Annotated in this window: 17 protein-coding genes and 1 tRNA gene; 14 read left to right on the top strand and 4 right to left on the bottom strand. The window is 35.3% G+C overall.

Annotation, left to right across the window (positions count from 1 at the left end; all coding sequences use genetic code 11):
* Positions 1-54 precede the first annotated feature (54 nt).
* A complete protein-coding gene (locus tag ORI89_RS17580; protein WP_268231828.1) occupies positions 55-990 on the bottom strand; it encodes a hypothetical protein in 936 nt (311 codons plus the stop codon).
* A 246-nt stretch (positions 991-1236) separates the two neighbouring features.
* Here ORI89_RS17580 and kdsB point away from each other — a divergent pair, with 246 nt between their 5' ends.
* Positions 1237-1980 carry a 3-deoxy-manno-octulosonate cytidylyltransferase gene (gene kdsB / locus ORI89_RS17575; RefSeq protein ID WP_268231827.1) on the top strand — a complete coding sequence of 248 codons (744 nt, stop codon included), beginning with the start codon at positions 1237-1239 and terminating at the stop codon, positions 1978-1980.
* A 305-nt stretch (positions 1981-2285) separates the two neighbouring features.
* Here kdsB and ORI89_RS17570 read toward each other — a convergent pair whose 3' ends face one another.
* Genes ORI89_RS17570 through ORI89_RS17560 form a run of 3 tightly spaced genes read right to left on the bottom strand, consistent with a single transcriptional unit; the run spans position 2286 to position 3991 of the window.
* Positions 2286-2846, bottom strand: coding sequence for a DUF4468 domain-containing protein (locus ORI89_RS17570; protein ID WP_268231826.1), 561 nt, complete (start codon positions 2844-2846; stop codon positions 2286-2288).
* 20 nt (positions 2847-2866) lie between these two features.
* Complete coding sequence (locus ORI89_RS17565) at positions 2867-3340, bottom strand: tellurite resistance TerB family protein (RefSeq protein WP_268231825.1); 474 nt, start codon at positions 3338-3340, stop codon at positions 2867-2869.
* 12 nt (positions 3341-3352) lie between these two features.
* Positions 3353-3991: a LexA family transcriptional regulator gene (locus ORI89_RS17560; protein ID WP_268231824.1), complete on the bottom strand. Its 639-nt coding sequence runs from the start codon at positions 3989-3991 to the stop codon at positions 3353-3355.
* 163 nt (positions 3992-4154) lie between these two features.
* On the opposite strand from ORI89_RS17560, the gene ORI89_RS17555 reads away from it, so the two are divergent.
* The 13 genes from ORI89_RS17555 (at position 4155) to ORI89_RS17500 (ending at position 11479) form a co-directional block, all read left to right on the top strand.
* On the top strand, positions 4155-4376 hold the full coding sequence (locus tag ORI89_RS17555; RefSeq protein WP_268231823.1) for a hypothetical protein: 222 nt from the start codon (positions 4155-4157) through the stop codon (positions 4374-4376).
* Entirely contained in the window at positions 4376-5086 is a 711-nt protein-coding gene (locus tag ORI89_RS17550; protein WP_268231822.1) for a phage antirepressor KilAC domain-containing protein, read from the top strand. Before ORI89_RS17555 ends, ORI89_RS17550 begins: the two co-directional genes overlap by 1 nt.
* A 295-nt stretch (positions 5087-5381) precedes the next feature.
* Positions 5382-5483: transfer RNA gene (locus tag ORI89_RS17545), tRNA-OTHER, on the top strand.
* A gap of 107 nt (positions 5484-5590) precedes the next feature.
* Positions 5591-5866: a hypothetical protein gene (locus ORI89_RS17540; RefSeq protein ID WP_268231821.1), complete on the top strand. Its 276-nt coding sequence runs from the start codon at positions 5591-5593 to the stop codon at positions 5864-5866.
* Positions 5863-6030, top strand: coding sequence for a hypothetical protein (locus ORI89_RS17535; protein ID WP_268231820.1), 168 nt, complete (start codon positions 5863-5865; stop codon positions 6028-6030). The genes ORI89_RS17540 and ORI89_RS17535 overlap by 4 nt, the downstream gene beginning before the upstream one ends.
* A gap of 4 nt (positions 6031-6034) precedes the next feature.
* The gene (locus ORI89_RS17530; RefSeq protein WP_268231819.1) at positions 6035-6664 is read left to right on the top strand and encodes an ERF family protein; all 630 of its coding nucleotides are present in this window, start codon (positions 6035-6037) and stop codon (positions 6662-6664) included.
* The gene (locus ORI89_RS17525) at positions 6664-7485 is read left to right on the top strand and encodes a PD-(D/E)XK nuclease-like domain-containing protein (protein ID WP_268231818.1); all 822 of its coding nucleotides are present in this window, start codon (positions 6664-6666) and stop codon (positions 7483-7485) included. The genes ORI89_RS17530 and ORI89_RS17525 overlap by 1 nt, the downstream gene beginning before the upstream one ends.
* Before the next feature lie 140 nt (positions 7486-7625).
* Positions 7626-8210, top strand: a complete 585-nt coding sequence (locus ORI89_RS17520; protein WP_268231817.1) for a hypothetical protein — start codon at positions 7626-7628, stop codon at positions 8208-8210.
* Between the two features lie 450 nt (positions 8211-8660).
* On the top strand, positions 8661-9404 hold the full coding sequence (locus ORI89_RS19220) for a hypothetical protein (RefSeq protein WP_326494329.1): 744 nt from the start codon (positions 8661-8663) through the stop codon (positions 9402-9404).
* Positions 9328-10035, top strand: a complete 708-nt coding sequence (locus ORI89_RS17515) for a DUF6633 family protein (RefSeq protein ID WP_326494328.1) — start codon at positions 9328-9330, stop codon at positions 10033-10035. The genes ORI89_RS19220 and ORI89_RS17515 overlap by 77 nt, the downstream gene beginning before the upstream one ends.
* Positions 10028-10672 carry a hypothetical protein gene (locus tag ORI89_RS17510; protein ID WP_268231815.1) on the top strand — a complete coding sequence of 215 codons (645 nt, stop codon included), beginning with the start codon at positions 10028-10030 and terminating at the stop codon, positions 10670-10672. The genes ORI89_RS17515 and ORI89_RS17510 overlap by 8 nt, the downstream gene beginning before the upstream one ends.
* Complete coding sequence (locus ORI89_RS17505; protein ID WP_268231814.1) at positions 10665-10988, top strand: hypothetical protein; 324 nt, start codon at positions 10665-10667, stop codon at positions 10986-10988. The genes ORI89_RS17510 and ORI89_RS17505 overlap by 8 nt, the downstream gene beginning before the upstream one ends.
* Positions 10985-11479 (top strand): hypothetical protein, encoded by a 495-nt coding sequence (locus tag ORI89_RS17500; protein WP_268231813.1) that lies wholly within the window; start codon positions 10985-10987, stop codon positions 11477-11479. Before ORI89_RS17505 ends, ORI89_RS17500 begins: the two co-directional genes overlap by 4 nt.
* The last annotated feature ends 452 nt before the right edge of the window (positions 11480-11931 follow it).

Here is an 11931-nt window from a genome sequence, read left to right as displayed (position 1 = left end):
AAAAATCTGCTTTTTATTTTTTCTTCTTATGGCCCTACTATTGATAATCTCGATCTAATTTATTTTTTTAAACCTCTGCATAAAATAAGCAGTAATCGGTAATAATAAAAAGGTAAATACCCCAAGACCATATCCTCCCACACGACCTATAATATAACTTATAAATAACACAAAAGGAGGATAAAAAATTAATAATGTTAAAAAAAACACTCCCTCAAAGTCTTTAGACTTACCGACACGATGTTTTATATAATTATATAAAAATTTATAAATATGTCTATGAAGTAAGTAGCCAATTTGGGCTAAAAAATTCATAACATTATAAAGAATAACTGGAGGATTATCCACGGTACCTACTGGTACAACGCTTTCTTGCATCATTTTCTCACGTACTTCAAAGATCACTTTAGCACTTTGGATCTCTTGTCGCTCAATATATTCAGTAGTATCTACAAGAGTCTTAAAGTCAATTTCTACTCCCCTACGACCTCCAGCAAAAGCTCCATACGTCAGTACACATGGTCTTAATTGAAGTGGCACACCTTCTTTATATGCACGCTCTAAAAGAGAAATAATACTCCCATTATAAAAAGGAGCCAAAGTCACCTCACTATGTTGAGTTGATTTAAATTCTGGAAACAATAAAATATGTTTTTTGCCTTTTAGTTGTCTAATAGACTCATCGTAGGTAAAATCATTACGTACACTAAAATCTGCACAATCTCTACGCCCATAAATCGGTAACATATATAACTTACGAAACAATACATCAAATATTGTTTTTTTAAAAAGCCTCCCACTTACTAAAAAAAAGTACCGATAAGGCGAATAGGCTGCGATAACTAAAGCATCCAATAATCCGTTAGGATTTGTCGACACGACAACTGTAGGCATCTTAATATCTTCTACGTCAAAGGCTGGTTTCCGAATAACAGGAAAATACCAATACAGTCCAACACGGACATACCATTTTAAAATATAATAAAACATAGATTATAACCATTGCTTAACTCAAACCTACCTATATAAAAACACAAAACCACTAAAGATTACAAAACATTCTAAACTGTACATTAAACAGCTTTTGCAAAAAACAGTTTTAATAATTCTATGATATTATTTTTTCTTCCACTTTTTTAGACTTAATTTGGTCTACAAATTAATATATACAGAGTTCGGATATATCTCCTAAAAACTCAGTGGCTGAACATAAAATAACAAAAGAAAAAACGTAATATGAAGATCATCGGAATTATACCAGCAAGGTATGACTCTACTCGTTTTCCCGGAAAGCCTTTAATTGATATAGATGGCATGACAATGATTGAACGGGTATACAAGCAAGTAAAAAAATGTGAAAGCCTTCATGAAATAATAGTGGCTACAGACGATCAACGTATTGCAGAACACGTTAACAAATTTGGAGGCAAAGTTATTATGACTTCCAAAGCACATCAATCGGGTACAGATCGTTGTGCAGAAGTGATCAGTAAAATAACAGGCTATGATGTCGCCATCAATATACAGGGAGATGAACCCTATATAAATCCAAATCAGATCGACCAACTTGCAGCATTATTTCAAGATTCAACTATCGACATCGGTACTTTAGTTAAACGTATAAATCAAGAATCGGAACTATTCAATGAAAACATTCCAAAAGTCGTGTTTAATGTAAACAGCATAGCGCTTTATTTTTCACGACACCCCATTCCCTTTCAACGCGGTATTGAACAAAATAAATGGCTAAAAAATCACACGTACTTTAAACATATCGGCATTTATGGCTACAGAATTAAGACATTAAATGAAATCACAAATCTTCCAGTATCTTCTTTCGAACAATCCGAAGGATTAGAACAACTGCGTTGGTTACAAAATGGCTACACAATAAAACTAGCCGAAACTAACCTAGAAACCATCGCTGTTGATCGCCCCGAAGACCTAGAAGCTATTAAGAAGGTGTACTTTAATAAATAAACCTTCTATTCTGTATTCCTTCCATAACTGCTATATATCCCGAAGCCTCTTCCTTATACTTCGGGATTAACCTAACTATAAAATTATTATCTTTGTGACATGAACAAATACGCGGTTATTTTTGATATGGATGGAGTAATGTGATGCAAGAGACTCTATACCAATAGATTGCAGAACCTTAAATTATCTTCACAAAACACTTACAAAACACACATCACTTCACCCTATTTAGGCGCTGATCTCCTCCGTTATATTCCCTATCTCCACTACCCTTCCATGTTTCCCATGTGTACAGGATCTCGTCTCTACCAATCACTTTCTGTTTTTTGCTTCTCTATACCTCTTTTAAAGAGAACAATTAGAGAATAAAAATGATCGTTATATGCCTCACTTTTTTTATTATATGCTTCTAATCTTCTTTTACTCTTACCTATATTCTGCCTTTCACTCTGCTCTAATAATTCAAATGGTATTTCTGTATTTCTTCTAGGATTAGATAGTTCGTCAATATATATAATATCGTATAGCCTAATTCGAACTCTTTCATCTTTAGAATCTATTCTAACTGAAAACTTAAATTTACGAGGCAACTTTAATAGATTTTTAAAATCTCTAACGAAACTAGTAACACCTTTTCCTACAATAATTCCAGACTCTGAATCATCAGACTGCACCACATAATTAGCATTAACAAATGCATCTGCTATAGAAATCTTTGAAAACGAATACAACTCATCTTTACTGCTGCCAGGAAAATCAAATATATGCTCGTAAACTATCCTATCATCTACATAAGGAATATCCTGAGCTTTTGATACGGCAGCAATAGCACTTATAAAAAATAATACTAGAATTAATTGTTTCATATCTATCTGTCTGATGTTTTTTAATATAGAATTAAGTCACCTTTTGACCTGATAAAATAAACGTCTATTATTTTAACTGCTAATTCATCTGATATCCCTAAGGACTTTTGCAAATACTCTATTACATTCTTTTCTGTGTCATCTAAAATACCATCAGACATTAAAACTTCCACTATAAAACAGAATAATGTATCTCGTCTATCTTCTGTAATAAATGCTACACAAGTATCTATAACCGAATTCCCTCCTGATAATTCTACACTATGATACGCCCGCCTATAGGGCTGCATAACCAAATCAGTATGAGTGGTATCAAACCAAGATTTAAAAACCATAAACCTGTTTAGCATATCCTGCTCCATTTCAGATATACTACCATCACTCATAGCGCAAGCAACAAAAATTCCTACCCAAGCCTCTTGTTCATTCCTAGGTACAAATACATTATTCGATCCACTTGAATCCCCCCCAAAGAACTTATTAAATAAACCCATAGTTTTTATTAGTTAGTTTTTAATTACCATTTCCCTCTGATAAACACGCTTTACCTCTTTTAGATATATTGGTTTAACAGGGTTATAATCTTCATTTAATGATCTAAGATAAATATAATCATCCTCAATGTTAACAAACTCCTTAAGTATTATGCCATCTATAGTTTGAAAAACATAAGACCTTCCTTTAACTAAGTGATTGAAATTCTCAATAGGCGTTCCTATAAAATACTCCCCTGGAACATATTCAGTAAGCATACTTAAGCCTTCTATTTCAAATGCAAAACACTCTGAACCAATAAAAGGAAAATAGACTTTTTCTATATTCTGTTCCATTACTATGTCGTCACCATACCCCTCTAAAAATCCACCCTGAGCCTTAATAGGAACAACCCACATATTCGCAGAGCCACTACCTTTAAACAATGCTGGCTTTGCATTAGACTTGCTCAAATCATCACCCCATATCTCTTCCTCCGACAAGCCTAAACCTTTAGTTATCTTCACAACTTGCCGATGGTCTAATCTATCTTTCTTAAACCATTTATGAATAGTATCTCTACTTATTTCTATACGACTTGCAGCTTCAGTGGCTGAAATATTAAGTTCCGCAATTTTTTTTTGAAATCTTTCTCCCTGATAATCAATCATGTATAAAAAAGTGTAAGTTTTAAGCTTACAAATACTTGCAAGTGCAATAAAAATGCCCTTACTTTGTGTAAGTGATTGTAAGTTTACGTTTTCAAATGCAATGCAAAGGTAGCACTTTCGGTCACACATAGTAATATTTAGTAACTTTTAATAATACAAATGTATGATAAATGACATTGTTATGACAGGGATACCCAACAGAGCCAAAGGTAAGACCGAACCTGTCAGAAATATTGTAAGAATGCTTAATCCTGATCAATACACTAAGGTCAATAATTATGGATACGCTAAAAACCTAAAGCTATCTCTATCAAAAGAGTTTCCTAATCGAGAATACGTTGTTTGGAAAGATAGTTCTAACATTTTTATAGGGAGGATTGCATAATGAATCAACTAACCAACATTCAACAGACAATGTCAAGCCGTGAGATTGCGGAATTGACAGGCAAAAATCATCAACATGTACTTAGAGATATTCAGGTACTAAACGATAATTACGAAAAACTATCACTGTCCAAAGTTGGACAGTCGACTTACAAAGCTGATAACGGACAACAGTACAGACAATACGAACTAACCAAGATGCAGACTATTGATCTAATGACTGGCTACAATATTGAGCTACGTATCAAAATAAATCGTCGCTGGGAAGAGCTAGAAAACAAAGATCAATTTCAGGTCCCGTCCTCTATGTCTGAGGCTCTACGATTGGCAGCTAACCAGGCGGAGCAGATCGAGCAGCAGCAAAAGCAATTAGACGAACAAAAACCAAAGGTTGTATTTGCTGATTCGGTAACGCAAGCTTTCAACTCTATTCTTATTCGCGAACTAGCTGTTATCCTTGCTCAAAATGGTATTGATATCGGGGAAAAGAGATTATTCGAGTATCTCCGAAACAATGGATTCCTTATTAAACGTGAAGGAAAGGATAAGAACACGCCTACACAGAAATCAATTGAATTAGGCCTATTCACTATTGCTGAAAGAACATTCAATAACTCTCAAGGCTCATTTATCGCTAAAACCACATACGTAACAGGGAGAGGTCAACAGTATTTTATAAACAAATTTCTTACTGGACGCTCAGTAAACTAAAACAAAATAACATCTGATTAACAGATAATTAAGCTATCAAAACGAGATAGTCAGGCGTGAGCTATGCCTTTTAAATCAGCTCAATCACAGGGGATAACTGGCGAAGCGGTTCGATTCACGCACTCCCCTACTACTTAAAAAAGTTCTTTGACATATTGATATCCTTAGCAGAAGCCGATGAATGGTAACAACACGGGTGGAGCTTAAAATAATACCGATTTCAGGAATTCGGGAGCTTGAAATACAGCGAGCTAATAAACCTGAATAGTCAGTTAGGTTAGTCAATTAAAATAAAGGAGGCGTGGCGGAATTGGTAGACGCTAACGACGGAGTGAGAAAGGCTATATTATACTGTAAGAACACCCCTTTCATACAGGTTCGAATCCTGTCGCCTCCACTCCCATTAGAGCCAAACTTAAGGTGTTTTGACGGCTAATAACTTAAACACCACTAAGCCCGATATCATGTCGGGCTTTCTTTTTTGAAAACTAAAAAACTACAAATATGGACAACATCACAATAAGTCTACAAGACTTAAAGGCTGTTATTACTTCAATCATATCCGATGAACGTATTGACAAGATACTGCAACGGCCTCAGCTAAGCTTTACAGAGTCTTGCAGGCTATACGGAGAGCATCGGATAAGGAAGTATATCAAATCAGGATTACTAAAGCCGGCGAGTAAAAATGGAAGCGGAAGCATTACCTATTACTCTCATAAAAAAATAATAGAGCTCACTCAAAAGAGCTTTCACCATCTAAACGAATTTAAGATATGAAAAGATTTATTAGAAAACACGTAAGACGTGTGAATGCCTGGTGGATATATCTTTCACCCGAAGCGCAGGATGGAGCAAGGTTTTTAGGGCAGATGTTTATTCTAGCTGTAGCCTTTTCTTTTTTGCTCAAAATACTAATACTAATCATGCTAAATAACTCTTAAAGATATGAGTATCTATAAAAAACTATTAGAAATACAGAAATCTGTTAGGGGATTTGGCAAGGATAAAAGAGGTCACAATTACGACTACGTATCAGGATCAAAAATATTAAGTCACATACGTGCAAAAATGGACGATCTAGGGTTGCTGTTAAAACAGGAAGTATTAGATATCGCAAACCAACGGCATGACTACAAAACAAAGTTTGGTGAAAAATCTGAAATACTATCTAAGGTAGATATGCGATTCACCTGGATAGATGTTGAAACGGGAGAAAAAGATGTTAATCTTTTCGGAGCCAACGGCATGAACGATTTTGATAAAGGAGTAGGAAGCGCATTGACCTATGCAGAACGCTATTTTCTTCTTAAATATTTTCACATCCCTACAGATGAAGATGATATCGATAACCCCGATAGCAAGGCTATCCCTACAGATGAAGATGATAAGGTCCCACCTCCGCCTGTTCATAAACCTCAAACAATAACAGAAAAGCAATTCAATTCTGCATTAGCTAGGATAAACAAAGGAGAAAAGGACGTTATTAAAACAACTCAGTCTCACAATATTTTTATACCCCCTACTCAACTGCAAGTCTTGAGAGAGGCAGAAAAAAACTATAAACCCGCAAAATAATGAATGTATTTGAATTAAACCCAGACTACATAGGAGCTAAAGAGTCCTATATAAACACCCTGCAAGATAAGTATGCGGATGGCAGCTTATACTTATCATACTCGTCATTATCTAATTTCAGAAAATCACCAAAGCATTTTCTTGACTACAAAATGAAAGTCGATGAAGATACCGATAGTATGATATTAGGCCAAGCACTACATTGCTTAGTGTTAGAGCCTCACAAGTTCAATGACTCGTTTGCTTCAGCACCAGAGTGTGACCGCAGGACAAAAGAAGGTAAAGCCATATACAGCCAATTCTTGGAAGAAAGTAAGGGAAAGACGGTTCTAACAAACAACATGTACCAAACTGCTGTAGAAATGGCAATATCTGTACTTTCCAATGAAGAAGCTAAAAAACTAATTGACGGAGCACACACCAAAGAAAAACGAATTGACTGGGAAGCATACGGATTCAAGTTTCTCTCATTTCTTGATGGTGATAGTGAAAATTATGTTTTTGACCTTAAAATGATGCCAGATGCAGACCCTAAAAAGGTACAAAGAGAAATATTGAGTCGTTGCTTATGGCTTCAAGGAGGTATGTATCTAAAAGCTCTTGAAGAGGATAAAGACTATTTCATCATAGCCGTAGACAAAAAAGGAAATGTATCAGTCCATTTTCTTATGCCATCCCTTATAGACTATGGTAAATCAGAATTACGCAGACTTTGCGAGGACTTCGAAGACTGCTTAAGCACTAACAGTTGGTTAAAATCTTATGAATACAGAAGTCACAACGGAATATACCCAATTGATAAGCCACAGTATAACATCTAACAAGATGCTGTTATACTACGCTGAAAAGCTATACAATGAAACAGATCCTACAATGAAGAAGGTCTACTTCAACACTTTAATAAGATTATTAAATGGCATCGTGGGAGCTTCATAAGTACTACAGAGGTGTATGCTTACCAATGATAAAGAGCAGGCTTAACCATCTTAAAGCTTGCTCTTTTCGTTTGAACAATATCCAAACACATCAATTAATAAAATGGCTGACAAACACAGAGTCTACAGCCAAATTCGATAACAAAAGGTATTTGGAATTTTTAGAAAATGTATGGTGCATTGGCGCTCATATCGGTATAGTAATTCCAGACCCTAACGAGCAAACCGAAATGCAAAAACTAAAAGAACTACATGAATTATTGTACACCATATATTTTAAATCCAGAGATTTTATAAAAGGGAAAAATATATACAATATCGGACCAGAAATCAAAATAACTATTGGTAATAATAGTGCATCTATTAATTGCTATCTATTTACCGAATATCATATCGAAATATCTGTTTTCACACATGAAGAAATAACAAAGAGCTTGATATCTGTCACTCCTGAGTTTAATGACAAATATGTCTACGAAATAATTCAGAAAATAAACGACTTGTACAATTCAGAAATCAATCCCAAAATAAATAAGGAAAACAGATTATCCGTTATAGATAGCCAAATTGAAAATCTAACCAAAGAAAAACAAATACTTGAAAATGAATAAATAACATACAAAATGAGTAAAAAATTAAAATACTTAGAAGAGGATGAGTTAGACAAAACGCATCCTTACCGAATTACAGCGCCAACATTCAACCTTGATGTTGCTCGACTATCTACAGAAATATAGGCTAGAAAATACTTTGAAGAAGTATCTAGTCTTGGACATCAGGTAATATTAAGTGTAATTACCTCCAGAAGAGCCAAAATAATTGCATACGCAGCACCATCATTAACCAATAATAGAAAGGAGTAACAAATGTTAGATAGCCAAGGTTGGGTAAAGATGCATCGCAGCCTCTTAGATTGGGAATGGTACAGAGACACCAATACAAAGTGTCTGTTTTTACACCTACTACTAAAGGCTAATCATAAAGAAAAAAGGTATCAAGGGTCAATCATAAAAAGAGGTCAATTAGTTACAGGAAGGGAAGTTTTAGCTGCTGAAATTTCAATGACAGTACAGCAAATTCGCACTTCACTAACTAAGCTAAAATCAACCAACGAAATAACCATCAAAACAACCAACAAAGGTACGGTTATAACTATCGTTAACTACGATTTTTATCAAAGTGGAGAAGACGAGCAACCAACAAAACAACCAACGAGTAACCAACGGATAACCAACAAACAACCAACGGATAACCAACAAGTAACCACTAACAAGAATGTAAAGAATATAAAGAATGATAAGAATGAAAGAATGAAAGAAGTTTTTAGGGGCGCTGAAGCGCAAAAAAAAATTGATAAAAACTATGGTTCTGAGGAATCAACTTTAGATGATTTAAATTCTGAAAAAGAAAAAAGTTCCGCTAAAAAAGAAAAAGTTTTTGGTAAGCCTGAATTTAAGAAAGCTCTACTAGATGAAGGGGTGCTCGAACAACATGCTGACGATTGGATAAAAGTTCGAACTGCTAAACGTGCATCTTTCACCCAAACGGTTATTGACAGCTTGATTAAAGAATGTAGGCAAAATGATTACCCAGTTGCAGACGCCGTTAGGGTTTCAGCAGAGCAGTCATGGCAAGGGTTCAAATTTAGTTGGATTAAAAACATAGAAAACTATGGAAAACAAGAAACAAGAAATACAGCCGCCCAATCAAGGCAACAAAGGGTTGACGATGTCAGGGAGTTCCGCCTCGCTAATCAGCAAGCTCTTGCCGAGCGGTTGCAGAAGCATATCTCAGGCGATAACTAGCGGACAACCATCGATAGCAAAAATAAACAAGCAAGATCCAGTTATCGCAAACAGCGTCCTTGTTGAGTTCATAACTGATATGGTGGAGTTCCTTAACGTTGGTAAGATTATGAACCCGCCACAAATCGAACAAACAGCGGTTTATGTTCTCCAATATTTCCCCCACTTGAATTTAGCAGATTTAAAGCTCTTTTTTGACAAAATGAAGCTAGGACATTACGGCAAGTTCTATGATAGCGTAGACGGCCAGTTAATACTGTCTAAGATGGAGGAATATAGTCAAGATAGAATGAATGAGTTCGAACAGATAAGAATGAGGCAACACAAGGATGATTTAAAGAATAACCCTATAGGTTCCGGGTATCACCCTAATGTTGTTGAGGCTATGCGAAAAGCTGTTGGTCAAAAGAAACCTTTTCAAATCGACGAAAAAGAAAAACCTCCTTTGTCAGAAGCTCAAATGTTTCATCAAAGATGCTTAAGACAGTTCGATAATTTGTATATAAAATATGGGGCTCAACTTTCCTCTATTAGATTTTTAGTTTTTGGAAAGAAAAGATATTCGATTGAAACATTTTTGGAAAGAAAAATAATAAATAGAGAAAACTTTTATAATCAAGAATATGAATAAAACACTAGAAAACGTATATGTAGTAATATACAGTAAAAAGCATCTTAAAGAAGCTATAAAATGGCTTCAACACTACGGACAAGATATTGAATGTGACATAAGGCACGATTGGGAAAACGAAAACAACTACCTGTCTATAAACGCAGGTTCTTTTGGATTGCGACAAATAAACAAAGATGGGTATTATGAGGTGTCTCTAAATCAACTCATTGAAATGGTAGTTGATAAGGAGAGTGAAAAATATTCACATGGTGATATTATACTCAAAGGATCATTCCTAGGTTCAGTTTTCAATTCTGGAATTAAACTACATGGTGTAGACAAATTCGCTGATTTAAAGAAAGCTCATGCAGAAGGGGCGGTGATTGAGTTCAAAGACCGTCATGGCGATTGGCAATATGCTCCATTTCCATCTTGGGAAGAACCCAACGAATACCGCATCAAACCTGAACCAAAAGCAACGATGGGCGACTACGTAGTGACAGAACTTAAGAGCGATTCGGTAAAAGGTTTCTACGCTCACCGAATTGAACTTCAAGAAAGTGCGGATAACCTTAATCGGGAAGATGCTTTACACAACTTCAAAGTAATCACAAAAGAGAAGTTTGAGGAGTTGAGAAAGGAAGCTTTTGATTAGGGTAGGCATAAAGCCTCTATCTGTTAACGAGGCTTGGCAGGGAAAACGATTTAAGACACCGAAGTATAGCAAGTATGAAAGAGACTTGCTTTTTTTATTGCCTAAAATATCTCTTCCTACCCCACCTTACCGCATCACATTTGAATTTGGTTTATCGTCAAAATTAGCTGATTGGGATAACCCTATAAAGCCTACTCAAGACGTTATGCAAAAGAAATACGGATTTGATGATAAGGATATCGTCGAAGCTCACGTAACTAAGAAGTTGACCAAGAAAGGTCAAGAGTATTTTAAATTTTTAATTGAAACAGTATGAATGCAGAGGCTATTGCAGATGCTATACTTGAAGAGCGTTTTTTAAGCAAAGAGAAGTTAACCACAATACTTGATATTAACTTTTCTCTTTGGAAACAGGCTTACAAAACATCTCCTGAATTAGATAGCGAAATAGGAAGTAGAAGGGCTTTATTATTGAGTGAACAACAAAAGATTATTGAAGAAAAATCAATTTTAGACAATAGGATTCTATCTCTAAAGCTAAAGAAACAAGGCGGAGATTGGGTAAGTAACGAGGCTTATTTGTCTTTAAAATTAAAAACATCATCACTTAGGTCTTCTTTACGAGCAATAGCTCAACAACTGTCAACATTGAAGTCAGTAGAAAAGAAAATAAATGCTGAAAGATCTAATGAAGATAATAGACTTATGCTGAAAAACATTCTATTTTTTATTTCAGAGGAATTCGGAGAAAAAAAACGCAATGAGTACATAGCTAGGTCTAGAGAAATTATTGATCACTATGATTAAACGCAAAACAGCCGAGTGTATCGAATGCGGTAACGCTCGGCTAATCTATTCAAAAAAGATGTGCGGTTACTGTTACCAAAAGCAAAGAAAGAAAACTCCCCTACCCCGACCTAAAAAGCAAATAGCAAAATTTTCTAAGAAGTCTCTGGACCATCTTAAGCGGTACCGAAAGCTAAGAGACAAGTTCTTGCTTGAAAATCCTGTCTGTATGTATCCAGGATGCAAAAGTAGAGAAGTTACGCTTCATCACGCTAAAGGCCGAATAGGAAACCTACTAACAGACAAAAGATTCTTTAAATCACTTTGTTGGCCACATCACCAGTATATAGAACACAACCCAGACCTAGCCCGAAAGTTAGGTCTTTCATTTTACAGAACAATATCTAATTAAAATATCATGAACAAAGTAAAAATTAACATCAACGGAAAAGAAGTAGAAATTGAATTGACAG

The organism is Sphingobacterium sp. UT-1RO-CII-1 (assembly GCF_026711005.1).
In the GTDB taxonomy this organism is placed as follows: domain Bacteria; phylum Bacteroidota; class Bacteroidia; order Sphingobacteriales; family Sphingobacteriaceae; genus Sphingobacterium.
Note: the sequence above shows the minus strand (reverse complement) of the source record. Positions and strands in the feature narration are given on the sequence as shown.